24 protein-coding genes and 1 riboswitch are annotated in these 25,972 nt (G+C 72.7%); of the genes, 9 read left to right on the top strand and 15 right to left on the bottom strand.

Going from position 1 to position 25,972, the window contains the following annotated elements:
- Positions 1–58: 58 nt before the first annotated feature.
- Positions 59–1,303 carry an RNA polymerase sigma factor gene (locus ACIRJR_RS01870; protein WP_403772305.1) on the bottom strand — a complete coding sequence of 415 codons (1,245 nt, stop codon included), beginning with the start codon at positions 1,301–1,303 and terminating at the stop codon, positions 59–61.
- A 27-nt stretch (positions 1,304–1,330) separates the two neighbouring features.
- The gene (locus tag ACIRJR_RS01865) at positions 1,331–1,753 is read right to left on the bottom strand and encodes a YciI family protein (protein ID WP_403772302.1); all 423 of its coding nucleotides are present in this window, start codon (positions 1,751–1,753) and stop codon (positions 1,331–1,333) included.
- A 192-nt stretch (positions 1,754–1,945) separates the two neighbouring features.
- Here ACIRJR_RS01865 and cbiE point away from each other — a divergent pair, with 192 nt between their 5' ends.
- Together cbiE and cobM are read left to right on the top strand one after the other, a co-directional pair.
- Positions 1,946–3,280: a precorrin-6y C5,15-methyltransferase (decarboxylating) subunit CbiE gene (gene cbiE, locus ACIRJR_RS01860; RefSeq protein ID WP_403773750.1), complete on the top strand. Its 1,335-nt coding sequence runs from the start codon at positions 1,946–1,948 to the stop codon at positions 3,278–3,280.
- Positions 3,277–4,026 (top strand): precorrin-4 C(11)-methyltransferase, encoded by a 750-nt coding sequence (gene cobM / locus ACIRJR_RS01855; protein ID WP_403772299.1) that lies wholly within the window; start codon positions 3,277–3,279, stop codon positions 4,024–4,026. The genes cbiE and cobM overlap by 4 nt, the downstream gene beginning before the upstream one ends.
- Before the next feature lie 39 nt (positions 4,027–4,065).
- Here cobM and ACIRJR_RS01850 read toward each other — a convergent pair whose 3' ends face one another.
- A complete protein-coding gene (locus ACIRJR_RS01850; RefSeq protein WP_403772296.1) occupies positions 4,066–5,184 on the bottom strand; it encodes a cobalt-precorrin-5B (C(1))-methyltransferase in 1,119 nt (372 codons plus the stop codon).
- Positions 5,185–5,199: 15 nt separating this feature from the next.
- Between ACIRJR_RS01850 and ACIRJR_RS01845 the strand changes: the two genes are divergently transcribed.
- A complete protein-coding gene (locus ACIRJR_RS01845; protein WP_403772294.1) occupies positions 5,200–5,949 on the top strand; it encodes a cobalt-precorrin-6A reductase in 750 nt (249 codons plus the stop codon).
- 152 nt (positions 5,950–6,101) lie between these two features.
- Here ACIRJR_RS01845 and ACIRJR_RS01840 read toward each other — a convergent pair whose 3' ends face one another.
- From ACIRJR_RS01840 to ACIRJR_RS01830, 3 genes are read right to left on the bottom strand one after another with little or no spacing between them, the layout of a single operon-like run.
- A complete protein-coding gene (locus tag ACIRJR_RS01840; RefSeq protein ID WP_403772291.1) occupies positions 6,102–7,619 on the bottom strand; it encodes a precorrin-2 C(20)-methyltransferase in 1,518 nt (505 codons plus the stop codon).
- A 2-nt stretch (positions 7,620–7,621) separates the two neighbouring features.
- On the bottom strand, positions 7,622–8,248 hold the full coding sequence (locus ACIRJR_RS01835) for a precorrin-8X methylmutase (protein WP_403772288.1): 627 nt from the start codon (positions 8,246–8,248) through the stop codon (positions 7,622–7,624).
- Positions 8,249–8,308: 60 nt separating this feature from the next.
- Positions 8,309–9,625 (bottom strand): cobalamin biosynthesis protein CobG, encoded by a 1,317-nt coding sequence (locus tag ACIRJR_RS01830; protein WP_403772285.1) that lies wholly within the window; start codon positions 9,623–9,625, stop codon positions 8,309–8,311.
- 156 nt (positions 9,626–9,781) lie between these two features.
- Positions 9,782–9,855: riboswitch (cobalamin riboswitch) on the top strand.
- Positions 9,856–9,909: 54 nt separating this feature from the next.
- Between ACIRJR_RS01830 and cobN the strand changes: the two genes are divergently transcribed.
- The 5 genes from cobN (at position 9,910) to ACIRJR_RS01805 (ending at position 16,149) form a co-directional block, all read left to right on the top strand.
- Entirely contained in the window at positions 9,910–13,509 is a 3,600-nt protein-coding gene (gene cobN / locus ACIRJR_RS01825; RefSeq protein WP_403772282.1) for a cobaltochelatase subunit CobN, read from the top strand.
- A gap of 83 nt (positions 13,510–13,592) precedes the next feature.
- The gene (locus tag ACIRJR_RS01820; protein ID WP_403772279.1) at positions 13,593–14,336 is read left to right on the top strand and encodes an IclR family transcriptional regulator; all 744 of its coding nucleotides are present in this window, start codon (positions 13,593–13,595) and stop codon (positions 14,334–14,336) included.
- 259 nt (positions 14,337–14,595) lie between these two features.
- Positions 14,596–15,210: a glyoxalase gene (locus tag ACIRJR_RS01815; RefSeq protein WP_403772276.1), complete on the top strand. Its 615-nt coding sequence runs from the start codon at positions 14,596–14,598 to the stop codon at positions 15,208–15,210.
- A 73-nt stretch (positions 15,211–15,283) separates the two neighbouring features.
- A complete protein-coding gene (locus ACIRJR_RS01810) occupies positions 15,284–15,733 on the top strand; it encodes a helix-turn-helix transcriptional regulator (protein WP_403772273.1) in 450 nt (149 codons plus the stop codon).
- A gap of 5 nt (positions 15,734–15,738) precedes the next feature.
- Entirely contained in the window at positions 15,739–16,149 is a 411-nt protein-coding gene (locus ACIRJR_RS01805; RefSeq protein WP_403772270.1) for a VOC family protein, read from the top strand.
- A gap of 198 nt (positions 16,150–16,347) precedes the next feature.
- Here the strand turns inward: ACIRJR_RS01805 and ACIRJR_RS01800 are convergent, their stop codons facing one another.
- A complete protein-coding gene (locus ACIRJR_RS01800) occupies positions 16,348–17,472 on the bottom strand; it encodes a hypothetical protein (protein ID WP_403772267.1) in 1,125 nt (374 codons plus the stop codon).
- A 293-nt stretch (positions 17,473–17,765) separates the two neighbouring features.
- Here ACIRJR_RS01800 and ACIRJR_RS01795 point away from each other — a divergent pair, with 293 nt between their 5' ends.
- Positions 17,766–18,266, top strand: a complete 501-nt coding sequence (locus ACIRJR_RS01795) for a DUF4234 domain-containing protein (RefSeq protein WP_403772264.1) — start codon at positions 17,766–17,768, stop codon at positions 18,264–18,266.
- 175 nt (positions 18,267–18,441) lie between these two features.
- Here the strand turns inward: ACIRJR_RS01795 and ACIRJR_RS01790 are convergent, their stop codons facing one another.
- From ACIRJR_RS01790 to ACIRJR_RS01755, 8 genes are all read right to left on the bottom strand, one after another.
- Complete coding sequence (locus ACIRJR_RS01790; RefSeq protein ID WP_403773747.1) at positions 18,442–19,674, bottom strand: metallophosphoesterase; 1,233 nt, start codon at positions 19,672–19,674, stop codon at positions 18,442–18,444.
- 598 nt (positions 19,675–20,272) lie between these two features.
- On the bottom strand, positions 20,273–20,446 hold the full coding sequence (locus tag ACIRJR_RS01785) for a hypothetical protein (RefSeq protein WP_403772261.1): 174 nt from the start codon (positions 20,444–20,446) through the stop codon (positions 20,273–20,275).
- Between the two features lie 96 nt (positions 20,447–20,542).
- Positions 20,543–20,968, bottom strand: coding sequence for a PIN domain-containing protein (locus ACIRJR_RS01780; RefSeq protein ID WP_403772258.1), 426 nt, complete (start codon positions 20,966–20,968; stop codon positions 20,543–20,545).
- Entirely contained in the window at positions 20,965–21,243 is a 279-nt protein-coding gene (locus tag ACIRJR_RS01775) for a CopG family transcriptional regulator (protein ID WP_306103807.1), read from the bottom strand. Before ACIRJR_RS01775 ends, ACIRJR_RS01780 begins: the two co-directional genes overlap by 4 nt.
- A gap of 64 nt (positions 21,244–21,307) precedes the next feature.
- Positions 21,308–22,213 carry a phosphorothioated DNA-binding restriction endonuclease gene (locus ACIRJR_RS01770; RefSeq protein ID WP_403772255.1) on the bottom strand — a complete coding sequence of 302 codons (906 nt, stop codon included), beginning with the start codon at positions 22,211–22,213 and terminating at the stop codon, positions 21,308–21,310.
- A gap of 94 nt (positions 22,214–22,307) precedes the next feature.
- Complete coding sequence (locus ACIRJR_RS01765) at positions 22,308–24,659, bottom strand: helicase-associated domain-containing protein (RefSeq protein ID WP_403772252.1); 2,352 nt, start codon at positions 24,657–24,659, stop codon at positions 22,308–22,310.
- Positions 24,660–25,078: 419 nt separating this feature from the next.
- A complete protein-coding gene (locus tag ACIRJR_RS01760) occupies positions 25,079–25,501 on the bottom strand; it encodes a PIN domain nuclease (protein ID WP_403772249.1) in 423 nt (140 codons plus the stop codon).
- Positions 25,498–25,713 (bottom strand): type II toxin-antitoxin system VapB family antitoxin, encoded by a 216-nt coding sequence (locus tag ACIRJR_RS01755; protein WP_403772246.1) that lies wholly within the window; start codon positions 25,711–25,713, stop codon positions 25,498–25,500. Before ACIRJR_RS01755 ends, ACIRJR_RS01760 begins: the two co-directional genes overlap by 4 nt.
- Positions 25,714–25,972: the final 259 nt, after the last annotated feature.

The raw sequence follows: 25,972 nt of genomic DNA, 5'->3' as shown, positions 1-25,972 counted from the left end.
TGATTGCGAGAGAGATCCGGATCGGCGACTCGGTGCGAACCGCCCCGGCGGGCCCGGGCTAGGGCTCCGGCGGCGTCAGCCTGGCTGCCCGCATCCGCAGATAGCGGGCCTCGGGTGCGCTGAGCGTGCGGCCCGCCGCCCTCCGGTAGGCGGCGCGCGCGGCCTCGTGGTCCCCGGCCCTCTCCAGCAGATGGGCCCGGACGGCGTCCAGCCTGTGGTGGTCCGCCAGCCGGTCCTCCAGGGCCGCGACAGCGGCCAGTCCGGCCCTGGGGCCCTGCACCATGGCGAGGGCCACCGCCCTGCCCAGCTCCGCCATCGGCTCGGGGGTCCGGTGTACGAGGAGGTCGTACAGGGCCAGGATCTGGGGCCAGTCGGTGTCCTCGGCACGGGCCGCCTCGTCGTGCAGCGCGGCGATCGCCGCCTGCAGCTGGTACGCCCCCGCCGGCCCCTCGGACAGGGCCTCCTCCACCAGGGCCGTGCCCTCGTCGACGGCGGCCCGGTCCCAGCGGGTGCGGTCCTGCTCGTCGAGCGGGATCAGCTCGCCCCGCGGCCCGGTGCGCGCCGCGCTCCGGGCTTCGGTGAGCACCATCAGGGCCAGCAGTCCGGTCACCCGGCCGTCCCGGGGGAGCAGTGCGCGCACGGCGCGGGTCAGCCGGATCGCCTCCCCGGCCAGGTCGGCGCGGTGCAGATCGCTGCCGGACGTCGCGGTGTAACCCTCGTTGAAGATCAGGTAGAGGACCTGGAGCACCGCGGCGAGACGGCTGTCGCGGTCGGCGGCGCCCGGCTGCCGGAACGGCACGCCGCGCACCTTCTGCTTGGCCCTGCTGATCCTCTGCGCCATCGTCGCCTCGGGGACCAGATGCGCCCGTGCGATCTCGGCGGTCGTCAGGCCGCCCACGGCGCGCAGCGTCAGAGCGATCTGGGCGGCCGGGGACAGCTCGGGGTGGCAGCAGAGGAAGAGCAGGGTGAGGGTGTCGTCGGCGGACGGTGCCCGGCTCTCCCCGGGGGCCGGGGAGGTGAAGGCGTCGCGGGGAGTGAGCGCCGCGGCCCTCTTCTCACGCCGCAGCCGGGCGGAGTCCGCTCGCAGCTGGTCCGTCAGCCGCCTGGACGCGGTCCTGATGAGCCAGCCGCGCGGATTGCCGGGCACCCCCTCGGCGGGCCACTGCCGGCAGGCCGCGAGCATCGCCTCCTGCACGGCGTCCTCCGCCGTGTCGAAGTGTCCGTAGCGGCGTACGAGCGCGCCGAGGACCTGCGGCGCGTGGTGGCGCAGCAGGTCCTCGATGGTGGCCGGCGTCTCGTTCACACGGCTCCCGCCCGGAGCGCGGGCACCCTACTCACGAGCGCCCGGGTCCCCGCCTTCGTCGATGGGACGGATCAGCACCGGGTAGACGGGCGCCCCCTCGGGCTGTGGGCACTCCTGGATGCGCCCGGCGATCTCGGTGACCCTCTCCAGACTCGCGCAGTCGAGCACCCAGTACCCGGCGAGCTGCTCCTTGGTCTCCCCGTAGGGACCGTCCGTGATCACCGGCCGGCCGTCCGCGCCCGGCAGCACCGAGCGGGTCCTGGCGGGTTCGGTCAGGCCCTGGCCTTCGACCAACTCTCCGGTCTCGGCCAGGTCGTTGTTGAGGCTTCCCATGAAGGCGTACATCGCCTGCACGTCCTCCTTGCTCCACGCGGGGCTCCCGGCCGACGGGCGGCCGTTCATGGCCTCGTAGTCGGCCTGCGAGCCCTGAACCATCACGAGGTACTTCATGGTGTCGCTCCTCGGCTTCTCGGTCGCCGCCCCTTGTGGGCAACTCTCACAGGGGACGTCGGAGCCGGCGGCGGGTTCTCGACACCACGCGGGAGGTTTTCCGGAATCACTCCGCCGCACGGGTCCGGGAGCCGCCCCCGTAGAGTTCGGCTGCGTCGTCCCGCCAACCCCGAGGTACCGGCTGTGCCACCCGTGTCACCCCCGCCCGCCGTCCCGGCGCGCGCCTCCGCCGTGAGCGTCGTGGGCGTGGGCGCCGACGGCTGGGCCGGCCTTCCGGGCACCGCGCGCGCGGTGCTCCTGGACGCCGAGGTCCTGATCGGCGGGGAGCGCCAGCTGAGGCTGCTCCCCCCGGAGTGCGCGGGCCGCCGTGTGCCCTGGCCCTCGCCTCTGCGTCCCGCCGTGCGCGGTCTGCTCGCCGCTCACGCGGGGAGCAGGACCGCCGTGCTGGCCAGCGGCGACCCCATGTTCTACGGCGTCGGCCGGGCCCTCACCGAGGAGCTGGGCGCCGGGGCGCTTCAGGTCCTGCCGCACCCTTCCTCGGTGTCGTACGCCTGCGCCCGGCTCGGCTGGCCGGTGGAGGACACCGAGACCGTCACCCTCGTCGGACGGCCCACCGCCCGGCTGGCCGCCGCGCTGCACGACGGGCGCAGGCTGCTGGTGCTCTCCGCCGGTGCCGCCACGCCCGCGGCCGTGGCCGCCCTGCTGCGCGAGCGCGGCTTCGGGCCCAGCCGGATGCGGGTGCTCGAACAGCTCGGCTCCATGGCCGAGGAGTGCGTGGACGGGGTGGCCGACACGTGGGAGCACCCGCCCGGGGACCCGCTCAACGTCATCGCGGTGGAGTGCCGTAGCACCCCGGAGGCCCTGCGGCTCGGAGCTGTGCCCGGCCTCCCCGACGAGGCGTACGAACACGACGGGCAGCTCACCAAGCGCCATGTCCGGGCGGCCACGCTCGGCGTGCTCGCGCCCGCCCCCGGTGAGCTCCTCTGGGACGTCGGCGGCGGCTCCGGGTCGATCGCGGCGGAGTGGATGCGGACCCACCCGGCCTGCCGTGCCGTGACCGTGGAACGCGATCCGGTACGGGCGGGGCGCATCGCCCGCAACGCGGACCGGCTCGGCGTCCCCGGGCTGCGCGTGGTCACCGGCCGGGCACCGGACGCCCTGGCCGGACTGCCGGAGCCCGACGCGGTGTTCATCGGCGGCGGGCTGACCGCCCCCGGGCTGCTCGACGCCTGCTGGGACGCGCTGCGCCCGGGCGGCCGGCTGGTCGCCAACACCGTGACGCTGGAGTCGGAGGCGCTCCTCGCCGACCGGTACCGGCGGCTGGGCGGTGACCTGGTCCGCCTCGCGGTGGCGCACGCCGTACCCGTCGGCGGATTCACGGGCTGGCGTCAGGCGATGCCCGTCACCCAGTGGTCCGTACGGAAGCCCTTGCCCGCTTCCGGACCCTTGCCCGCTTCCGGACTCGCTCCCGTTTTTGAACCCTCACACGCTCCAGAACCCCCGTACGCCCCAGGAGACGACAGATGACCGTGTACTTCATCGGCGCGGGCCCCGGTGCCGCCGACCTGATCACGGTGCGCGGCGCCCGTGTCGTCGCGGCCAGCCCGGTCTGCCTGTACGCGGGCAGCCTGGTGCCGCGCGAACTGCTCGCCGAGTGCCCGCCCGGCGCACGGCTGGTGGACACGGCCCAGCTCGACATCGACCAGATCACCGCCGAGTTGGTGCGCGCCCACGCGGAGGGCCATGACGTGGCCCGGCTGCACTCCGGCGACCCGTCGGTCTTCAGCGCGGTGAACGAGCAGATGCGCCGCCTCGACGAGGCGGACGTGCCCTACGAAGTGGTGCCCGGGGTGCCCGCCTTCGCCGCGGCCGCGGCGGCGCTCAAGCGGGAGCTGACGGTGCCCACGGTCGGCCAGACCGTGATCCTCACCCGGATCGCCCAGCGGGCCACGGCCATGCCCGAGGGCGAGGACCTCGCGACCCTGGGCCGCAGCGGCGCGCTGATCGTGCTGCACCTCGCCGCACGGTACGTGGACCGTGTGGTCGACGAACTGCTGCCGCACTACGGTGCGGACTGCCCCGCCGCCGTGGTCGCCATGGCCTCGCGCCCGGACGAGATCGTCCTGCGCGGCACGCTGGACTCCATCGCAGGGCAGGTGAAGGAGGCGGGGGTGATCCGGACCGCGGTGATCATGGTCGGCCGGACGCTGGGCGCGGAGCAGTTCCGTGACAGCCACCTGTACTCCCCGGAGCGGGATCGCCACAGCTGCTGACGGGCCCGCGCGGGGCGGCGGTTGCCGCCCCGCGCCCGCTCAGCGCACCTCGCTGCGCCCCACGACTGCTCCCGCCCGGTCGACGCAGATGACGTCGACCGCCACGGGCGCTCCGCGCAGTACCGACAGGGCCTCGTCCCGGGCCGCCACCGCCACCAGGTCGCCGAGCGGCACCCCGGCCGCCATGCACGACTGCAGTGCCGCGAGGCCGGTGTTGGCGACCTCGATCTCCTCCGCCAGCGCCTCGCTCGCGCCGCCCTGGCGTGCCAGTCGTGCCAGGAACGGCTTGTCGACCTGGGAGCGGCCCGAGTGCAGGTCGAGATGTCCGGCGGCCAGCTTGGACAGCTTGGCGAACCCGCCGCAGATGGTCAGCCGCTCCACGGGGTGCCGCCGTACGTACTTCAGTACGGCGCCCGCGAAGTCCCCCATGTCCAGCAGGGCGATCTCCGGCAGTCCGTACTCGGCCACCACCGTCTTCTCCGAGGTCGAGCCCGTGCACCCCGCGACATGACGGTGTCCGGCCGCGCGTGCCACATCCACCCCGCGGCGGATCGAGTCGATCCAGGCCGAGCACGAGTAGGGCACCACGATGCCGGTCGTGCCCAGGATCGAGATCCCGCCCAGGATGCCCAGGCGAATGTTCCACGTGAAACGTGCGATCTCCTCGCCGTTGTCCACCGAGACCGTGATCTCGACGTCGCCGGTGCCGCCGTGCTCCGCCGCCACCCGCGAGACGTGGTCCCGCATCATCTGGCGGGGGACGGGATTGATCGCGGGCTCCCCGACGTCGAGCGGCAGCCCGGGGAGCGTCACCGTTCCCACCCCGGGTCCCGCCCGGAAGACCACGCCGGACCCGGCGGGCAGCAACCGCACGGTGGAGCGCACCAGGGCGCCGTGGGTGACGTCCGGATCGTCGCCCGCGTCCTTGACCACACCGGCCGTGGCCCGTCCGTCGCCGAGTTCCTCCACCGCCAGGGCGAAGGCGGGCTGCTGGCCCTTGGGCAGCGTGATGGTCACCGGATCGGGGAACTCGCCGGTCAGCAGGGCGGTGTACGCGGCCGTGGTCGCCGCCGTCGCGCAGGCCCCGGTCGTCCATCCCGGCCGCAGACCGGTGTGCTTGAGTTGGGCGGCGCGCCCGCCCTGGGGCTCACTGCTCATGGATGGACCGATCGGATGTCCTTGCACGTACTCGTCCTCGGCGGCACGACGGAGGCCCGCCGGCTGGCGGAGTCCCTGGTGGCCGCGGACGGGATCCGGGTGACCAGCTCGCTCGCCGGCCGCGTCGCCCGGCCGAAGCTGCCGCCCGGCGAGGTGCGCGTCGGCGGCTTCGGAGGGGTCGAGGGCATGGCCGAGTGGCTCTGCGCACACCGTGTGGACGCGGTCATCGACGCCACCCATCCCTTCGCCGGAACGATCAGTTTCCACGCGGCCTCGGCCGCCACCGCTGTCCATGTTCCCCTGCTCGCTCTCCGGCGGCCCGGCTGGGTGCCCGTCGAGGGCGACCGCTGGCGTGTCACCGAGTCCCTGGCCGACGCGGCGGAGTTGCTGCCGGAACTGGGGTCGCGCGTCTTCCTCACCACGGGACGCATGGGCCTGGCGGCGTTCGCCGCCCTGGACCAGCTGTGGTTCCTGATGCGCTCGGTGGACGCTCCCGAGGCTCCGTGCCCGGCGCGGATGGAAGTCCTGCTGGACCGCGGACCGTTCTCGCTGGAGGGCGAGCGGGAGCTGATCCGGCGCCACCGGATCGACGTCCTCGTCACGAAGGACAGCGGCGGAGACGCGACGGCGCCCAAGCTCACCGCCGCCCGCGAGGCCGGGATCCCCGTGGTCGTGGTCGCCCGGCCGCCGGTCCCCCCGGGTGTGCCGGTGGCAGGGACCCCGGAGGAGGCGCTCGCTCTGCTGAGCACCCTCACGCGGCGGTGACCGCAACGGCCGGACCGCGGCGGTGACCGCAACGGCCGGACCGCCGGGAGACCGCGCCCGCACCCGTTCTCACCGGGCGGAAAGCTCCCACACCGCCCCCCTCCCCGGGTGGGAGGCGGCGCCGTGGTTCGTGCTGGGCTCGGCCCGTCCCGTCAGGCCTCCGGGTAGCGGCGCGGTGTCCAGACGATCTGCCGCCCGTCGCCCCGGTGCACCCACCGGGTCTGCGAGGAGCCGACGATGAGGATCGTCCGCATGTCCACCTCCATCGGGTCCAGGTCGGCCAGCCGCACCGTACGCACGCTCTCCGTCGGGCCCCCGACGTCACGGCCGAGCACCACGGGGGTGTCCGGGGAGCGGTGCTCCAGCAGCAGGTCGCGGGCCTTGCCGACCTGCCAGGTCCGGCTCCGGGAGCCGGGGTTGTACAGCGCCATCACCAGGTCGGCCGCGGCCGCGGCGCGCAGCCGCTCGGCGATGACCTCCCACGGCTTGAGCCGGTCCGAGAGCGAGATGGTGGCGTAGTCGTGGCCCAGCGGCGCGCCGGCCCTGGCCGCGGCGGCGTTCGCCGCGGTCACCCCGGGCAGCACCCGCACGGTGATGTCCGTGTACGTGTCCTGGGAGGCGACCTCCAGCACCGCCGTGGCCATCGCGAAGACCCCGGGGTCACCCCCCGACACCACGGCCACCCGGCGCCCCCTGCGGGCGAGGTCGAGGGCGAATTCGGCGCGCTCCGACTCGACCTTGTTGTCGGAGCCGTGGCGCTGCTGGCCGGGCCGGACGGGCACCCTGTCCAGATACGTCGTGTAGCCGACCACGTCGTCGGCGGCGGCCAGCGCCCCACGCGTCTCGGGCGTCAGCCACAGCGGCCCGGCCGGTCCGGTGCCGACCACGACGACCTCTCCGGTGCCGGGACTCCGCTCGGGACGCGGCGCGTCGATCCGGCTGGGCAGCACGGCGACCGCGAAGTACGGCACGGAGTCCGCGTCGGTGTCCGCCAGGTCTCCGGTCCGCTCCCCGGCCATGGTGGCGCGCTCGACGTACCGGGCCTCCGGCAGTCGCCCCGATGCCTCGAACGCCCGGCGCACGGCGGGGAAGGTCCGGCCCAGCTTCATCACCACGGCGGAGTCCGTGGCCGCCAGACGTGCCGTCAGCTCCTCCTCCGGCAGGGTGCCAGGCAGGATCGTCAGCACCTCCTCGGCCTCCACGAGCGGGGTGCCGAGGCGGGCGGCCGCGGCGCTGACCGACGTGACCCCCGGGATGACCTCGGTCTCGTAACGGTCCGCGAGCCGCTTGTGCATGTGCTGGTAGGAGCCGTAGAAGAGCGGGTCCCCCTCGGCGAGCACCGCGACGGTGCGCCCGGCGTCGAGGTGTACCGCGAGACGGGCGGCGGCCTCGGCGTAGAACTCGTCCAACGCGCCCCGGTAGCCCCCGGGGTGGTCCGTGGTCTCCGTCGTGACGGGGTAGACCAGCGCCTCCTCGATGTGGTCGGCGCGGATGTACCGCTCCGCGATCGAGCGGGCGATGGAGCGGCCGTGCCGTGCGGAGTGGTACGCGACGACGTCGGCCTCGCCGATGATCTGCACGGCCCGTACGGTCATCAGCGCCGGGTCGCCGGGGCCGAGCCCGACGCCGTACAGCCGTCCGGAGCCGGTGGCGCGCTGCTGCTCGGGCATGCTCACTCCTCCTCGCTGGCGATCGCGTTGAGGGCGGCCGCGGCGATGGCGCTGCCACCGCGCCTGCCCCGCACGACGAGGTGCTCCAGCCCGGACGGGTGGGCGGCCAGGGCCTCCTTGGACTCGGCGGCGCCGATGAAGCCGACGGGCACGCCGATGACGGCGGCGGGGCGCGGGGCGCCCTCCTCGATCATCTCCAGCAGCCGGAAGAGCGCGGTGGGCGCGTTGCCGACGGCGACGACCGCACCCTCCATCCGGTCCCGCCACAGCTCCAGGGCGGCGGCGCTGCGGGTGGTGCCGAGCTTCGCGGCCAGCTCGGGTACGGAGGGGTCGGAGAGGGTGCAGACCACCTCGTTGTCCGCCGGCAGCCGCTTGCGGGTGACCCCGCTGGCGACCATGGCCACGTCGCAGAGGATCGGCGCGCCGGAGCGCAGGGCGGCGCGGGCGTCGGCGACCACGTTCGGTGAGAAGGCGAGATCGCGTACGAGATCGACCATGCCGCAGGCGTGGATCATGCGGACGGCCACCTGGCTCACATCGGCGGGCAGCCCTGCCAGATCCGCCTCCGCGCGGATGGTGGCGAAGGACTGGCGGTAGATCGCCGGTCCGTCCTTCTCGTACTGATGCACAGTGCTGTCGCTTTCTTCATCGAACGGGGAGTGGGTCGAACAGGGTGTGACGCGTGCTGGTCAGGGGTGCGTGCCCCGGGCCGTCGCCACGGCGGCGGCGAGCGCCGGCGGGTCGTCCCGGACCGTCACCGTCCCGGTCGTCCGGTCTCCCCGCACATGGGAGATCCGGTGTCCGTCGGAGGTGGCGACCACGTCGATCCACTCCCCGTGCGGGTGGCCGCACCGGCGTTCGCACCCGGACCAGTACACAGGGAGCCGCCCGGGCGGTCCGACGGCGGCCCCCGCCTCGGCCCGCACGTCGGCCAGGGACTTCGCGCAGCCGGGCTGCCCGATGCAGGCCCCGACGCCGGCCCACGGGGAACCGGGCCCGGTGATCAGCCCGGCTCCGGAGAGTTCATGGAGAAGGGCGTCCGCGCGGTCGGGCGCGACGCCGGTGACGACTGCCCCGCGCCACGGAGTGAGCCGCAGTCCGCCCGCGCCTGACAGCAGCCCCCACTGAGCCGGGTCCAGCCGTCCCAGGGGAACGCCGACGGACAGCGCGGCCTCGCGGTGGGGGCCGTGGACGGGGCCGTGTGCCGGGGGCAGCGCTTCGAGGGGGCGCGGGCGCCGGTCCGGGGTGACGGGGAAGCCGGCCTCCCGCAGCCGTCGTTCCACCTGGGCGGGGAGCGCCGCCGCCTCGCCGTCCGGCAGGTCCCTCACCCGCCAGGCGCCGGTGTCCCGGGCCGCGTCCAGGAAGGCTTCGGCGGCGATCAGCGCGGCCCGGGGACCACCGGAGGCGGGGACCCGCAGGACGTCGTCACCGTCCCCGACGCGCAGGAGCGCGCTGCCGTCACCGTGGCCGCCGTCATCGTGGCCGAGGAGCGTGAGGTCGGCACCGAGGGCGTCCACGTCGCCGCGGCCGTCGTCGAGCGCGAAGAGGAAGCGTCCGGAGAGCGCCGTCGCGCCGTCACTCGTGCAGAGAAGGTCGTCCAGCCCGGTCAGCCAGGGCCGGACGTCGGCCGCCCCGAGCCCGTCGAGCCCGGAGAGCGGGGAGGCGACCACGTTGCGCACGCGCTCATGGCGTGCGGAGGGCAGCAGTCCGGCCTCGTCCAGCAGCCGGGCCAGCTCGGCGCCGCAGTCCGCGCCGAGCCCGCGCAGCTGCACGTTCCCACGGGAGGTGAGATGAAGCTCGCCGTCACCGAAGCGCCGGGCGGCCAGCCCCAGGGCATCGGCCTGATGGGGTGTCAGCACCCCGCCGGGTATGCGGATCCGCGCGAGCGCGCCGTCGTCCGCCTCGTGCAGACGCAGCGCACCGGGGCAGGCGTCACCGCTGCTCCTGGCACAGGCATCGCCCGGAGACCGGGGCGAAAGGGGGGAGGCGGACATGGCGGCGAGCATACCGACCGTGACCGCGGCGGACGCCTGCGATCACTGTGACCTGTGGGACACCCGGCCGTCTGACCAGGCGGGGGCCGTCTGGTCAGACTCCCCCACCCTCTGCCTACTATGCCTAGCGGCGGTCCGTTCGGTCCGCCACCGCCAGACGGCGACACGGAGGAAGCCCGGTGAGAACCCGGCGCGGTCCCGCCACTGTGAGCCCGGCCACCGGCCGTGCGAGTCAGGAACTCCAGCCGTCCGACACCGCCCGGGGCGTGGACACCCCGAGGAAGGCCTGACGCCGCATGATCCTGCTCCTGTCGACGTCCGACACCGACCTGCTCAGCGCCCGCGCCTCCGGCGGCCCGGTCGGCTTCCGCTACGCGAATCCGTCCCGCCTCTCCGCCGACGACCTGCCGCAGCTCCTGGAGGGCACCGACCTCGTCGTCGTACGCCTTCTCGGCGGCGTACGCGCCTGGCAGGAAGGGCTGGACCAGGTGCTGGCCACCGGCCGCCCGGTCGTCGTCCTGACCGGCGAACAGGCCCCCGACGCCCAGCTGATGGCCGCGTCGACCGTGCCCATCGGCATCGCGGCCGAGGCGCACGCCTACCTCGCGCACGGCGGCCCCGCCAACCTGGAGCAGCTGGCCCGCTTCCTCTCCGACACCGTGCTGCTCACCGGCCACGGTTTCGAACCGCCCGCCCCGGCCCCCGCGTGGGGCCCGCTGGAGCGGACCGCCCGTGACGTCACCGGCCCGACGGTCGCGGTGCTCTACTACCGCGCCCACCACATGAGCGGGAACACCGCGTTCGTCGAGGCCCTGTGCACGGCGGTGGAGGACGCGGGCGCCCGCCCCCTCCCGCTGTACGTCGCCTCGCTCCGCACGCCCGAACCGGAGCTGATCGACGAACTCCGCGCCGCCGACGCCATCGTGACGACCGTCCTCGCCGCGGGCGGCACCAAGCCCGCCACGGCCTCGGCGGGCGGGGACGACGAGTCCTGGGACGCGGGCGCCCTCACCGGCCTCGACGTGCCCGTGCTCCAGGCGCTCTGCCTGACCAGCCCGCGCGCGGCCTGGGAGGAGAACGACGAGGGCGTCTCGCCGCTGGACGCGGCCACGCAGATCGCCGTCCCCGAGTTCGACGGCCGCCTGATCACCGTGCCGTTCTCCTTCAAGGAGATCGACGAGGACGGCCTGCCCGCCTACGTCGCCGACCCCGAGCGCGCCGCCCGGGTCGCCGGGATCGCCGTACGCCACGCCAGGCTCCGCCACATCCCGGCCGCCGAGAAGCGGATCGCGCTCGTCCTGTCCGCGTACCCGACCAAGCACTCCCGCATCGGCAACGCCGTCGGCCTCGACACCCCCGCCAGCGCGGTCGCCCTGCTGCGCAGGCTCCGGGCGGAGGGCTACGACTTCGGCCCCGAGGAGGAGATCCCGGGCCTGGTCTCCGGCGACGGCGACGAGCTGATCTACGCCCTCATCGAGGCGGGCGGCCACGACCAGGAGTGGCTGACAGAGGAGCAGTTGGCCCGCAACCCGGTCCGTATACCCGCCGCCGACTACCGCCGCTGGTTCGCCACGCTGCCCGCCGAACTCACCGAGGCCGTCGAGCAGCACTGGGGCCCGCCCCCCGGCGAGATGTTCCTCGACCGGTCCCGCAACCCCGAGGGCGACATCGTGCTCGCCGCCCTGCGCCGCGGCAATCTGCTGATCCTCATCCAGCCGCCGCGCGGCTTCGGCGAGAACCCGATCGCGATCTACCACGACCCCGATCTGCCGCCCTCGCACCACTACCTGGCCGCCTACCGCTGGATCGCCGCGTCCGCCGACGACAACGGCTTCGGCGCCGACGCGATGATCCATCTCGGCAAGCACGGCAACCTGGAGTGGCTGCCCGGCAAGAACGCGGGCCTCTCCGCCGCCTGCGGCCCCGACGCCGCCCTCGGCGACCTGCCGCTGGTGTACCCGTTCCTGGTCAACGACCCGGGCGAGGGCACCCAGGCCAAGCGCCGTGTGCACGCCACCCTGGTGGACCACCTCGTGCCGCCGATGGCCCGCGCGGACAGCTACGGCGACATCGCCCGCCTCGAACAACTCCTGGACGAGCACGCGCAGATCGCCGCGATGGACCCGGCCAAGCTGCCGGCGGTCCGCGCCCAGATCTGGACCCTCATCCAGGCCGCGAAGCTCGACCACGACCTGGGCCTGCAGGACAGGCCGGAGGACGAGGGCTTCGACGAGTTCATCATGCACCTCGACGGCTGGCTCTGTGAGATCAAGGACGTCCAGATCCGCGACGGCCTGCACGTCCTGGGCAGCGCGCCGGCCGGCAAGGACCGCGTCAACCTGGTCCTCGCCGTCCTGCGTGCCCGCCAGATCTGGGGCGGCACGGCCTCGCTGCCCGGCCTGCGCGAGGCGCTCGGCCTCGACGAGTCGGCGGCAACCCGGACCGCCGCGGACGAGACCGAGGAGCAGGCCCGCGCCCTCGTCCAGGCGATGGACGACGCGGACTGGGACCCGGCCGCCGTCGCCGGGGTCGCCGCCGGACACCCGGGTGCCGTGGCCGACATCCTCGACTTCGCCGCGCGCGAGGTCGTCCCCCGGCTCGCCGCGACGACCGACGAACTCGACCACGCGGTGCACGCGCTGAACGGCGGCTTCGTCCCCGCCGGCCCGTCCGGATCCCCGCTCCGGGGCCTCGTCAACGTCCTGCCGACGGGCCGCAACTTCTACTCGGTCGACCCGAAGGCCGTCCCCTCCCGCCTCGCCTGGGAGACAGGTCAGGCGCTCGCCGACTCGCTCCTGGAGCGCTACCGCGCCGACAACGGCGAGTGGCCCACCTCCGTCGGCCTGTCCCTGTGGGGCACCAGCGCCATGCGCACCGCCGGCGACGACATCGCCGAGGCGTTCGCCCTGCTCGGCGTCCGCCCGGTGTGGGACGACGCCTCCCGCCGGGTCACGGGTCTGGAGCCGATCCCGTACGAGGAGCTGGGGCGCCCCCGTATCGACGTCACGCTGCGCATCTCCGGCTTCTTCCGCGACGCGTTCCCGCACACCATCGGCCTCCTCGACGACGCCGTACGCCTCGCGGCCTCCCTCGACGAGCCGGCCGAGCGGAACTTCGTCCGTGCCCACACCCAGGCCGACCTGGCCGAACACGGGGACGAGCGGCGCGCCACCACCCGTATCTTCGGCTCCCGGCCGGGGACGTACGGCGCCGGGCTGCTCCAGCTCATCGACTCCCGCGACTGGCGCACCGACGCCGACCTCGCCGAGGTGTACACGGTGTGGGGCGGCTACGCCTACGGCCGTGAGCTGGACGGACGCCCGGCTCGGGACGAGATGGAGACCGCGTACAAGCGGATCGCGGTGGCGGCGAAGAACACCGACACCCGTGAGCACGACATCGCGGACTCGGACGACTACTTCCAGTACCACGGCGGCATGGTCGCGACCGTGCGCGCGCTGAAGGGCACCGCCCCCGAGGCGTACATCGGTGACTCGACCCGCCCCGAGACGGTCCGCACGCGCACCCTCGTCGAGGAGACGTCCCGGGTCTTCCGGGCCCGTGTGGTCAACCCGAAGTGGATCGAGGCGATGCGCCGCCACGGTTACAAGGGCGCCTTCGAGCTCGCCGCGACGGTCGACTACCTGTTCGGGTACGACGCGACGACCGGCGTCGTCGCGGACTGGATGTACGACAAGCTGACCGAGACGTACGTCCTCGACCCCACGAACCGCGAATTCCTCCAGCAGGCCAATCCCTGGGCCCTCCACGGCATCGCCGAGCGCCTCCTGGAGGCCGAGTCGCGGGGCATGTGGGCCAAGCCCGACCCGGCGGTGCTCGAAGCACTGCGCCAGGTGTTCCTGGAGACCGAGGGCGACCTGGAGGGCGAGGACTGAGCCCGTGCACCGGCCGGGTACCCCCGGCCGGTGCACGCCGTCCCTGCCTTGCTGCCTCAGGGCGGTGGGTCCAAGCTGGAGGAATGGGTGACCGAGCGGGCCACGCGCCCACCCGTTCCGTGCAGCACGCGTTCCGCTTGATGGAGGCCGTGGCGGCGCACGAAGGCGGTGCGCCCGCGCACGAGCTGGCGCGGAGGACCGGGCTGAGTCCGGACACGGCCCAGGAAGTGCTGTGGGCGCTCACCCAGGACGGCTACCTCCGCAGGCTCGAGGACGGCGGGTTCGTCCTGGGGGACAAGCTGCACGCCGGGCACTCCGCGCAGGATCTGGTGAGCCGCTTCCGCCCCGCCCTCGCCTCGCTGCGCAACGACGTGTCGGCCGCCGCCTACCTCACCTTCTACGAGGACGGCGAGATCCGGATCGCCGAGATCGTCGACAGCCCGCAGACGCCCAGGGTGGACCTCTGGGTGGGCTTCAAGGACGCGGGGCACGCCACGGCGCTCGGCAAGTGCGTGCTGCGTGAACTGGACGAGGACGCACGCGGTGAGTACCTCTCGCGGCACGCACTGCCCGATCTCACCCCCCGCACGATCACGCACCGGGAGGAGCTGATCCGGCAGCTCGAGTCGTCGGCACCGGTGGTCATGGACCGGGAGGAGTACGACCTCGGCACGGTGTGCATCGCGGTGCCCGTGCGCAGCGGCGACAAGCTCGGCTCGCTCGGCGTCTCCTTCCGCGCGGACCGGATGTACCGCACCAGCCAGGTCCGCGAGAGCCTGCTGTCCTCGGCGGACCGGGTGACCAGGAGCCTCGCCCTCGGCGGCTGACCGCGCAAGCGCCGCCCGGGGTGCCCAGGAGGCACCCCGGCGCCGACGCGCGCGGCCCGTACGCCCAGGAGGCGGACCCTGACCTGCGCCGGCGTACGACGAGGACGGCCCCGGCGCCGATCTGCCTCACTTCCCGGGTGGAGGGGTTCACCGGAGCGGACCGGTGCGGCGACCCGGGGCCCCAGGCCCCGCCGGAGTGCCCGTCGGACCGGTCAGGAATCAAGAAGCGCACGGCTCGCGACGGCCATAACTTCGTTCCATGACCTCCATCGCATCCGTCACCCTCGAGGTGGCCGACCCCGCCGCCGCCGAACGCTTCTACGCCGAGGCCTTCGGCCTGGGCACCCAGCTGCGCGTACGGGCCTCGGAGGCTCCGACGAGCGGCTTCCGCGGCTTCACGCTGTCGCTCACGGTCTCCCAGCCGTCCACCGTCAACAGCCTCGTCGACTCCGCTCTGGAAGCCGGCGCCACGTCCGTGAAACCGGCCGCCAAGTCGCTCTGGGGCTACGGCGGTGTCGTGCAGGCCCCTGACGGAACCCTCTGGAAGATCGCCTCCTCGGCGAAGAAGGACAAGGGCCCCGCCACCCGGCGGATCGACCGCTTCGTGCTCCTGCTGGGCGTCGAGGATGTGCTCGCGACCAAGCGGTTCTACGTGGAGCGCGGCCTCACCGTGGGCAAGAGCTTCGGCCGCAAGTACGTCGAGTTCGAGGCGCAGTCGAGCCCCGCCACCCTGGCGCTCTACGGCCGCGGCGCCCTGGCCAAGGACGCCGGAGTGGCGCCCGACGGCACCGGATCGCACCGGATCGCGCTCGGCAGCGACCTCGGGCCCTTCACTGACCCGGACGGCTTCGCGTGGGAGAAGACGTCGGACTGAGACGGGCGGGCTCTGTCCGCCGGCCGTTCCGAATGCGCCGCACGGCCCCGGGGCGCGTGGCACGATCGCGTACGTGACCAGCAGACCCGCCGAAGTACAGCACCTGCGCGACCTGGCGCGGCTGCGCCGCGTCCGTGACCGGATGGACCGGGAGTACGCGCAGCCGCTGGACGTCGAGGCGCTCGCCCGGGGCGTGAACATGTCGGCGGGCCACCTCAGCCGCCAGTTCCGGCTCGCCTACGGCGAGTCGCCGTACGGATATCTCATGACGCGCCGCATCGAGCGCGCGATGGCGTTGCTGCGCCGAGGAGACCTCAGCGTCACCGATGTCTGCTGGGCGGTCGGCTGCTCGTCGCTGGGCACCTTCAGCACGCGTTTCACCGAACTGGTCGGCATGCCTCCCAGCACGTACCGGCGCCAGGCGGCGAGCGGGGCGGCGGGAGTGCCGCCGTGCGTGGCGAAGCAGGTGACCAGACCGGTCAGGAATCGAGAAGCACGCCCCGCCGAGCCGCCGCTAGCGTGATGTCCATGGACATCACCATCAACACCAGCGTCCTTCCGCACGACGACCCGGACGCAGCCCTCGCGTTCTACCGCGACACCCTCGGGTTCGAGGTCCGCAGCGACGTCGGGTCAGGCGCGATGCGCTGGATCACGGTCGGTCCCGCAGGGCAGCCGGACACATCCATCCTCCTGGCGCCGCCGGCCGTCGACCCGGGCATCACCGAGGACGAGCGCCGCACCCTCGTCGAGATGATGGCCAAGGGGACCTACGGCTGGATCCTCCTCGCCACCCAGGACCTGGACGCCACCTTCGAGAAGCTGCAGGCCGGCGACGCCGAGGTCGTCCAGGAGCCGACCGAGCAGCCGTACGGGGTGCGGGACTGCGCCTTCCGTGACCCGGCCGGCAACCTGATCCGCATCAAGGAAGTGAGCTGAGCACTCCACGGTAGTGACCGCTCACGGCCGGATACGGCCGTGAGCGGCCGGGGCCCCGCGCCCCCGGGCTCCGGGCCCCGTGCCGTTGCTCCGTTGCTCCCTGGCCCGTCGCCCCGTCGCCCCGTCGCCCCGTCGCCCGGTGCGACGGCCCTCGCCTGGGGTGGAGGGCCTCGCCCCCGGGCGACGGGGCGGGTGTCCTCAGCGGTCCGCCGCCTCCGGGGACGCCGTGGACCGCTCGATCAGGCCGTTGACCGTGTCGTCGCCGTTGGCGTCCATCGGCGTGGAGTAGTCACCGACGGCCCAGAACCCGCCGGAGGCGCCCGCCGGGGCCAGGTCGTAGAACGAGTAGGAGGGCCACCGGGTGTCGCCGTCGGGTGCCGGCACCCCGGCCTCCTTCGTCCAGGTGGCGCCGTCGTAGTGCCAGAAGACCGGATCGGCGTGGGCGGGTTCGGACCGGTCGTTCCCGGTGACCCACAGACCGCCATGGCCGTCGGGCGCGATGGCGTGGACGTAGAGGGCGGTGAGCGTCCCGGTGATGTCCTCCCAGGCGGAGCCGTCCCAGTGGGCGACGCCCGGTATCGCCGGGGCGGCGTCGGGAGCGTCGGCCCAGCCGGCGACATAGACGCTGTCGGAGGACTCGGCGGCGATCTCCGCGGTGTCCGTTCCGGTGCGCACCGGTGGCTGGTCCATCAGCGTCCAGGTGGTGCCGTCCCAGCGGTACGTCACCGGGTGTCCGCCGTCGACCGGGTACTTCATTCCGGTGGCGTAGGCCTCGTCCGCCGAGATCGCGTCGATGCCCCTGATGTCCACGCGGGCGGGCAGCGCGAAGGTCTTCCAGGTGCCGGCGGTGTACGTGTAGAGCGCGTTCCCCCCCTTGAAGAGCCGCCCGGGGACGGCGTCGATCGGCACCTCGGGCCAGGAGTCGTCGGGGGGCCCGGCCGCGGTGACGCTGTTCCAGCGCTCGCCGTCGAAGTGCACGAGCGCCTGCCCCCTGCCCACCGAGCCGTAGGCCCAGACGTCGTCCGCGGAGACCGCGCTCACCGCCGACCACTCCCAGACCTCAGGAAGCCCGGGAGCGGTGTCCTCGACCCACCGCTCGCCGTCCCAGCGCATGATGACGCCGGCGCCGTCCTTCCTCCCGACCGCCCACGCGTGGTCGTCGTCGACGGAGGAGACGGACATCAGGGATTCGGCAGGGCTGTTCCCGGAGAGGGAGATCTCCCAGCCGGGTGCCTCGGCGGCGCCCGCTCCGCCTGCCATGAGCAGGGCGGACGCGAGGGCCAACGGGACGGCCGCAGAGCGTATGAGGTGCCGTTCGAGCATCAGGAGGCTTTCCTTCGCGCTGAGTTGGTGCTTCGCCTATCGCAGGGCTGGAGCTGTGCCCGCCCGTCAGGTGCCAGACTCGCGGTCACGTCCGATGGTTGTAGCGGCTGGTCGCGATGTCGGCCGCGCGGCCGGGGGCGTCGCGACCGCGACCGGTCGCACGGGCGGAGGAGCCGCCCCTGGTCACGAAATCATGACGAGGCACTCACGAAACCCCAATTGCCTTCACGGGATCTTCACTTGATGTCATGCTGCTCCGGCTGAAACCAGAACCCGCAGATGGAGCACCTCACATGGCTGACATTCAGCCCACCACCGCGTCCGGTCCGAGCATGACGGGCCAGGCCGACGGCGTCGTCGCACCCGGCGCCGGCAGCGCACCCGCCGTCCGGCTGTCCGGTCTGGCCATGAAGCGCCGCGGCACCGTCGCCGTGTGGCTCGGCCTGCCCCTCGTCACTCTCGGGATCTACCAGCTGGTCTGGTACTTCAAGATCCACAACGAGCTGCAGCAGTTCGACCGGCGCAGGCCCCTGAGCCCCGGGGGCAGTGTGCTGGTCCTGATATTCCTGGGCTGGACCCTGATCGCTCCCCTGATCTCCTTCCACAACACGGGGAAGGCCATAGCCAACGCCCAGCGCGCGGCCGGCCTGCCGGTGACGTGCAGCCCCGCCGCGAGCATGTGGCTGGCCTTCGTCTTCGGCCTGAACACCTGGTACATGCAGCGCCAGCTCAACCTGGTCGTCGAGGCCTACCCGGGCGTCGAGCCGGGCACCGAGGTGTCGCTCGCGGCCTGAGTCCCGAAGAACGTCCGGCCAGGGCGCGGCGGTGCTGGTCCATGCCACTCGGGCGCGGACCGGCACCGCGGGCGCTCACTCGTCGTCCCTGCCGGTGCCGTGTCCGTCACCGCCGTGACGTGTGCCCGCACCCGCGGCCGCTGTCACGCGAGCGCGCGGTGGGATTCCCGGTGCGCTACACGGAGGCCGGCCCGTTGCCCGGCCGCAGCGTCAGGAGCGTGATCTCGCTCGGCGCGAAGACCCGGAAGGGCGGACCCCAGAAGCCGGTACCCCGGCTGGTGTAGAGCTGGGTCCGCTCCCCGTGCCGGCTCAGGCCGCTCACCACGGGCTGGTCGATCCGGACGAGGAAGTTGAACGGCCAGATCTGGCCGCCGTGGGTGTGCCCGGAGACCTGCAGGTCGATACCGGCGGCAGCGGCCTGCGGGACGAACTTCGGCTGGTGGGCGACGAGCAGGACCGGTTGGCCCGGGTCCGTGCCCGCAAGCGCGCCGAGCAGGTTCGCCCGGTGTCCGGCCAGGCCGGAGGACTCCGCGGTCACGTCGTCCACGCCCGCCAGCACGAGGGTGTCCCCTCCGCGCTCCACCACGACATGGCGGTTGTGCAGAGGTTCCCAGCCGAGCTCCGCCATGCGGTCCAGCCAGCCCTGGGCCTCCCCGGAGTACTCGTGGTTCCCCGTGACGTAGACCTTGGCCAGCCGCGACCGGACCGTACCGAGCGGCGCGGACTGCTCCAGGCGCTGGGACGGGGTGCCGTCGGCGATGTCGCCGGCGTGGACCACGACGTCCGCGTCGAGGGCGTTCACCGCCTCGGTGACCCGCGCGGACCACTTCGCGCGGTCGATCGGCCCGTAGTGCGTATCGGCGAGCACGACGACGCGCGTACCGTCCAGGCCGGCGCCGAGCCGCGGGAGGTGGACGTCCAGCCGCTTCACCCGGGGCACGCGCATGGCCTCGTAATGCCCCCAGGCCAGCAGCCCTGCCGAGACCGCGGCCACGGCCACCGCGACGGTCCTGGCCCGGTCGGCACCGCCGATGTCGAACCCTGTCAGTACGAGGTTCACCAGGCCGCCCAGCACCGACCAGGTGAAGAGCACCCAGACCACCCCGAGGCTGGTGTCCGCGACGCGAGCGGCCCGGTCGGAGCGCCGTGGCCCGTGGCCCGCGACCATCAGGAAGGGAAAGGAGACCAGCCAGGCGGCCAGGACGACCGTGCCCGCCAGGAAGACCGGGAGCGGCCACTCGGCGCCGGAGGCGAAGAGCGTCCACCATGGCGGGACGCACAGGACGAGGAGCGCGAGAAGGGGCACAGCCAGCCGCCTGACCAGGGAGCCCCGAGCCCGTTCGCGCTCGCCGGGGGCCCCGGCATCCGGCGCGGACGGCGCCGCGGCCTCGGGCCGAGCGGTTGCCACGACGGTCTCCGGTCCGCCGGAGCCCGGCCGGACGTCCGGCTGCGACCCGATGGGTTCGTTGTCTGTCACTGCGCTGCCCCTCACGTCCGCTGCACCCCCATCATCCGGCACGCGGTGGCCGTCGGGCCAGGGCGAGGCCGCCCGGGGGCGGCGCCGGACTGCGGGCGAGGGTGTCACCCGCGGCAGGGGTGCCCCGCAGACGGTGGGCCCATCGACGAGGACGGGGCGGTTGCCGTGGTCGCGGTTCCGCGCTCCTGTACGCCTGCTCTGCAGGGGCGTCCGTGGATCCGGCGGCCTGCTGCCTGCTGCCTGCGCTTCGGGGCCGGGTGAAGTCGCCCTGTGGCCGGCAGTCTGCTCAGGGCTGCTGCTGTCAGCCGCTGATGCCACCTCCCGGTCAAAGGCGCACTGTCAGAGCCAGTTGGTAGCTTGCTCGTCATAGGCCGGTCGGAGAGCCCTTGTGGCCCGCGGCTAAGGGGGGTGGGCACAAAGGTCCCCGGGTCCGCCTCGGGACTGTGAGCCTAAGGCCGTGGCATCCACCCCCCTCTTTCTCCGCCCTTCTTCAACACCCGAGCCCCAGCACCTCACCTCGGCTCCCGTCTCATCGGCCCGCACGCCCGCGCTCGTCGACCCGCACCACACAGGCGTACGCGGCCCAGCACGTGGCCAGGACCGCTCCGAACCAGGACGACTCCGCCCACGACTCGCCGGTCCACAGGTGCCGGACAACCGCACCGGCTGCGCCGATCAGCAGCGCGAAGCCGATCAACGCCAACAGGTGACGCCAACGGCTTCGTCCGGTCACCCCGCCGACCCGTTTCGACAACCTCATGCCCTGGCAACTGCCCCGGATGACGAGCTGGGAGCCGGGTCAGACCTTTTTGACGATGATCGACTCCGGGACCAGCTTCTCCAGGTCGTCCACGTCCGAGGTGAAGACGGTGACCTGACCCTGCTGCTGTCGCGCGATGACGGCGAGCACCGCGTCGATCGCGTACTTGTGGCCGTGCAGCTTGGTGTCGGCCAGGAGCCGGCGGGCGTGGCGGGCCTCGTCCTTTCCGATGTCGGCGACCTTGAGCCGGGAGAGCACCCAGTCCCAGCGCTGCTCGGTGGTTCTGCCGTCGTACGCCTCGACCAGCGTCAGCGGAGACGTCACCACCTCGGCTTCACCCCGGGCCGCGAGGTCGAGCCAGGCGATCATCTTCCGGTCGCCGCGCACAGCCAGGGACAGGGCTTCGCAGTCGAGCACGAAGACGCGCAATGGCCGCTGCTTGTGCTCAGTGGCACGCCTCTTCACGCGGCCTCTCCGGCGTTGTGCTTTCCAGCGGCGCGGCGGCGCTCGTGTTCGGCGTCGAGGTCCTCCAGTTCCTCGAACGCTGCTGTGCGCTCCTCCTCGGTGAGGGGGCCGTATTCCTCCTGCAGCCAGTCGGACAGTTCCCGCAGCCGGTCCCGGTCGCGCTTGAAGCGCAGCGCCTCGGCGACGTACGCCGACAGTCCCCGTTCTGCCGCCTCCGCGCGGATCTCGTCCAGGAGATCCTCGGGAATCGTCACAGTTACCTTCTTCGTGGCCATACAAGAGACCATACTCTTGGTATCACACCCCGTACCAGCGCTCGCGTGACCGCAAGGTAGGCGTTCAGGCGGTCGTGGCGGGACGTGGGCTGCCTCGGAAGACCTGGCTGGTGTGCCAGGAGCGATGGGCGGCGGCGATGGGGCGGACGCCCGACTGAGGGCCGATGACCGGACGGCCGGCGAGCGTGATGACGTGCTCGCGGGCGGCGGTGCTGCGGCCGACGAAGCTCTGTGAGACCAGGATGCGGTGAGCCCCGCCACGGCCCTCGCCGAGACCGAGTACGCCTTTGTCGAACAGCTTGTGGTGCAGCGAGCACAGACACAGCCCGTTCTCGATGTCGTCCGGTCCGTCGAACGCCCACCAGCGGACATGGGCGGCCTCAAGTCCGACCGGCACCGTGCCGATCGTGCCGTCGTACCCACAGAAGGCGCACTGGTACTCGTACGCCGTCAGGACCATCTCCCGCATGCGCCGGTCCCGCTGCCTGCGCTTGGCCGAGACCGGTCCGGTCTCGGCCTCCTCCAGTTCCAGGCCGACGGCTTCGCACAGCTCGCCGTGGAGGGAGGGCGGGAAGTTCAGATCGAGGAGCACGCGTGTCATCCGGCCGAGCAGGGGCGGATCCCGCCGCAACGCCGCCCGTAGCTCCGGCGTCAGCCGCCCGGCGGCGCCGGTTGCGCGCAGCTCCCTGACCCCGGTCCCGGGGCTGCCCGGACCGCGCTCGGTGCGTACCTCCCACACGCCGTCACTCACCAGATGGTGGAAGGGATAGGCGGGCGTCGTCCGGTTCCCAGGACCGTACTCGGCGAGCAGCCGCCGCAGGTCCTGCTCCACCGTGCTGTACCGCAGCTCGTCGTCGGCGTCCTGCTGGAACCGGCTGAGCGCGTAAAGGAACAGCAACGGCTTGTGCGGAGCCCGCGCCCCGCTCCTGGTCCACTGCCTCAACCGCGCGGTGCGCTCGACCCAGTCCATGGTCGGCGATCGTAATGGCCGCTCGTCGCAGTGCTCGGTGGCGGGGCATGGCCGCAGTGACCGGCCGAACACCGAGCCACGACGCGGATCCCGGCTACCCGGGCATGATGCCGTGGATGCGGGAGAGGGCGAAGACCCGTTGGTCGTCGCGCAGGTGGCACCAGGCGTACAAGTAGGGCGGGTCGAGCACGAGCTCGCTGAGGATGCGTACGGTCGGGTTGCCCGACGCGGCGACGTACTCGACCGTGATGGCTGTGCCGACGTCGACGGCATGGGCGAGCTGGCGGACATCGCTGTACGCCAGGTTCTTCGCGTACGCGGCGACGATCTCCTCGGTGTCCGTGCCGTAGGGGACCCCGGTGCCGAACGGGTCGGGAGCCGGGAGTGTCGGCGGGGCGGCCCGCAGCCTGGCGGCCAGCGTGCTCAGGTCGACGGTCACCGGAATCATCTGAGTCACCGTCGGCACGGACCGCTGCCGCTGGCCAGGGAGTGCGGGGACCGGGGCGGCGGCACGTCGGTGCCGGGTCTTCTCGACGCGTACGGTTCCGTCGGCCCTCTCGGCGACGGGGGCGTAGCCGGCGGCCCGGAGCGCGGCGAGAGTCTTGTCGAGTGGGGTCCGGCTGACCAGCACGGTCGGTGCCAACACGCGTAGGCCGAGGTCGGCGAGCCTTCGGTGAGTGACGAGTTCGGCGAGGAGGGCGGCTTCTTCGCCATGGATCACACAGGCGGCGGGGGCGATGCGCACACGGCCGTGAGTGCGTGCGGAGTCGTTGATCAGGTACAACAGCGGCTGGGGGAGGGCGCCGACCGCGACGGCGCCCAGGTCGGCCGCGATGGCATCCGCCGTGCGGCCCGTGTCCAGGGCACGGCGCACTGTTGTGGAGCTGAACCGCCACACCGATGCCGTGCCACCGACTTCCTTGTCCGCGACGGTGTCCAGCAGTGCGGCGAGGCGGGCGGACGGTGTGCCGGTGACAACGGCGGTGAGGTCCGCGCCGAAACGGGCGGCCCTGGTGGCTGCCGGCAGCAGCCGCTCACAGGCAGAGGCGAGCGTTTCGGCGGCTTCGGTGTCCTCGGCCCGCAGAGCGGCACCGATGGGGGACAGGCAGCCGCGGGCGACGACCCCGAGCAGTTCCGCTTCCCGGATTGCGGTGGCGAAGGGCGTGGCGTCCTGGGGGAGTTGTTCGGCGAGCGGGCGATGCCAGGCCACCATCGGCCCCAGTTCCGCGGGGCTGTGCACTCCCCGGTGCGCCGGGAACTCCGCTGCGGCGGCGAGGAGCCCCTCCCGGGCCTGTACACAGCCGCCGCAGGGTGGTGCTCCGGCGAGCGCGGGCAGTACCTTGCCGTCCTCGTCGCGGGCCTGGGCCGGAGTCAGCGGGAGCGTCCGCCAGGTGTGGAGAAGCGCGGTGAGCTGCTCCGCTGGTTCTCGTTCCGCCCAGGTGTCGTATGCGTCCGTCGCCGCGACCCGGTCGCCGTCCTGGGCCAGCAGCCCGGCGTCGTACGCCGTCTCCAGAACGAGGCGTAGGACGATGTCGTCGCACTGCGCCGCCTTGCTGATCCGGGACAGCTCACGTGTTCCGACCCCGCCGGACTTCAGCAGGACCGGCGGAGCAGCGGAGCACGTCGCCAGAACCGACGCGGCATGTGCGGCGAACGCCGTGGCGGCTGCTGCCGCCTCCCGGTCCACTTCCGCCGAGGTGACGGACGCCGTCCTCACGACGGGCGGGACGGGATCGAAGGGGGCGTGCCAGCCGACTCCGCGCAGGGCGAGCGTCACCTCGGCGGGCATGCGTGTGGATCCGTACCCCGAGTACCGGTCCTGGACCAGCAGTCCCCGCTCCAGTGCCCAGCGCGCACCCGGCTCGGAGTCGGCCGACGGGGCCCTGAACGTGATCGAACGCGCCGGTGATCGAGCCTGTCCACCCTGGTGAGAGGCTCGCCGCTCAAGCAGCTTCCGGGTGGACGCAGGTGCCGAAGTGATCACCGCGGCCACCCGCTCCGGATTGCTGTGGTGTTCCAGCAGGGCTGTCAGCCGATGCTTCTTGGTGGTGCCGGGCGACGGGATGCCCAGGGCCACCAGCATGTGGCGCAGCTCCTCGGAGGTCGTGTTCGCCAGTAGCCGGGTGAGCGGAGCGTCCAGCCCCAGCGGCGAGTCCCACGCCTGCCGCAACGGCGTCGCCATGCGCAGCAGTCCTTCGCCGTCCGGCCAGACGAGTGCGTGGTCGGCCAGCGCCTCCAGGGCCGCGTCCAGCCCGCGAGTGCGCTCCGTTCCGGACGCATCCAGCAGATCGGCCAGGGCGGCCCCGGGAACGGGTCCCCATGCTGCCAGTGCCTCGGCTACCTGCAGGTGTGGCAGCGCGAGTCCGGGCAGCACCGGGGCCACCGACGCCGGGCGCTGAAGGCGGTCCGCGAGTTCGCCGAACGACCGTGGTTCCGGCGGGGACACGGCATCCGGGCGAGCTGCCAGGACCCGCTCAAGCCGGTCGACTTCCAGACCACTCAGCCACGTGGCCAGAGTCGATCCGCTGGGCTTGCCGATGGGGACACCTCACAAAGACGAGTGCCGGTGGTCTTCGACCGGAATCGGTCCTGCACAGACCAGAATGGCGGATCGCGGGGGACGCCTGCGTCCTGAGTCGGCAGAAACCCCGCTTCTGAGTGAAGGCGATGCCCGGTGAGAGCAATGGCGGAGGATACGAGATCCGAACTCGTGAGGGGTCGCCCCCAACACGCTTTCCAAGTCTTCGCTCGGCCGTTCGGCAACAGTCGCGGGCGTCTGGACCTGTGGCGGAGCCGGCGGCTACAGGCTCGATGAACTGTGGTGAACACCTTTGAATGAGACCGGAACTGAGGCCAGGCGCTCGTTCACTTACCGGACACCGGGCCGTACCACTGCATGGCCTGACCGGTGATTGCGGCGATACATTCGAAGTCGTGGTCGCGGTGCAGGAGGGTCAACCCCTGGAGTTCCGCTGTGGCGGCGACGACGAGGTCAACAGCTCCTGCACTGCGGTGCTGACCGCGTTGGGTCAGCAGCTCCTGAACCCGCCAGGCGCGGTCGTACGCGCGGTCATCGACGGGCACCCAGCCGAACAGCAGCCGCACGTCCTCGATGCCGCGCGCACGGTCCGCGGCGGAGCGGGCGCTGTAGAAGAACTCCAGCTCGGTGACGGGGCAGGTCGCGATGAGCCCCGCTGTGGCGGCCTGATCCCATCCGTACTGTTCGGCGTCGTCGCGGAAGAATCGGGCGAGCGCACTGGTGTCGATCAGGAACTGTGCCGCGCTCACCGCCGGTAGTCCCCTTTCTCCTCGAAGACATTCAGATCGAACGCGCCCTCGCCCGCTGCGGCCCGCAGCCGAGTGAGAGCGAGAGCCCGCCGGCGGTTGTCGAGCACCTCGCGCAGAGCGGTGTTGACCGTCTCCTTCTTGGTGCCGGTCCCCAGCGCCTGAGCCACGTCGGCCAGCAGCTCGTCGTCGAGATCGATCACTGTGCGACTCATCGAGCACCTCCGGTGATATCAGCCCGTACAACAAGTATATCTCTCAGGATGTCCAGACGCCTCGACGAACATCTGGCGAACACCCCCACGGCAGCCGTCTCCCGGGAAGCTGCGGTGAACCGCCACGTGGGGTAGCCCTCGCGGCCGGTTGCGGGCGGCACTGTGGCGCCGAGGGTGAGTGCTACTCCGTGCATCACCATGCTCGCCGCCCGAAGGTCCGCTGTCTGCACCAGAAATGAGGCTTTTTGTGATCTTCGCC

The sequence above is a fragment of the Streptomyces sp. NPDC102402 genome, from assembly GCF_044765765.1.
Lineage (GTDB): Bacteria > Actinomycetota > Actinomycetes > Streptomycetales > Streptomycetaceae > Streptomyces.
Note: the sequence above shows the minus strand (reverse complement) of the source record. Positions and strands in the feature narration are given on the sequence as shown.

Coding starts and splice junctions, on each gene's coding strand:
- ACIRJR_RS01865 (WP_403772302.1), bottom strand. CDS start 1,753: ATGAAGTACCTCGTGATGGTTCAGGGCTCGCAGGCCGACTACGAGGCC.
- cobM (WP_403772299.1), top strand. CDS start 3,277: ATGACCGTGTACTTCATCGGCGCGGGCCCCGGTGCCGCCGACCTGATC.
- ACIRJR_RS01850 (WP_403772296.1), bottom strand. CDS start 5,184: ATGAGCAGTGAGCCCCAGGGCGGGCGCGCCGCCCAACTCAAGCACACC.
- ACIRJR_RS01845 (WP_403772294.1), top strand. CDS start 5,200: ATGTCCTTGCACGTACTCGTCCTCGGCGGCACGACGGAGGCCCGCCGG.
- ACIRJR_RS01840 (WP_403772291.1), bottom strand. CDS start 7,619: ATGCCCGAGCAGCAGCGCGCCACCGGCTCCGGACGGCTGTACGGCGTC.
- ACIRJR_RS01830 (WP_403772285.1), bottom strand. CDS start 9,625: ATGCTCGCCGCCATGTCCGCCTCCCCCCTTTCGCCCCGGTCTCCGGGC.
- cobN (WP_403772282.1), top strand. CDS start 9,910: ATGATCCTGCTCCTGTCGACGTCCGACACCGACCTGCTCAGCGCCCGC.
- ACIRJR_RS01820 (WP_403772279.1), top strand. CDS start 13,593: ATGGGTGACCGAGCGGGCCACGCGCCCACCCGTTCCGTGCAGCACGCG.
- ACIRJR_RS01815 (WP_403772276.1), top strand. CDS start 14,596: ATGACCTCCATCGCATCCGTCACCCTCGAGGTGGCCGACCCCGCCGCC.
- ACIRJR_RS01805 (WP_403772270.1), top strand. CDS start 15,739: ATGGACATCACCATCAACACCAGCGTCCTTCCGCACGACGACCCGGAC.
- ACIRJR_RS01800 (WP_403772267.1), bottom strand. CDS start 17,472: ATGCTCGAACGGCACCTCATACGCTCTGCGGCCGTCCCGTTGGCCCTC.
- ACIRJR_RS01795 (WP_403772264.1), top strand. CDS start 17,766: ATGGCTGACATTCAGCCCACCACCGCGTCCGGTCCGAGCATGACGGGC.
- ACIRJR_RS01775 (WP_306103807.1), bottom strand. CDS start 21,243: ATGGCCACGAAGAAGGTAACTGTGACGATTCCCGAGGATCTCCTGGAC.
- ACIRJR_RS01770 (WP_403772255.1), bottom strand. CDS start 22,213: ATGGACTGGGTCGAGCGCACCGCGCGGTTGAGGCAGTGGACCAGGAGC.
- ACIRJR_RS01755 (WP_403772246.1), bottom strand. CDS start 25,713: ATGAGTCGCACAGTGATCGATCTCGACGACGAGCTGCTGGCCGACGTG.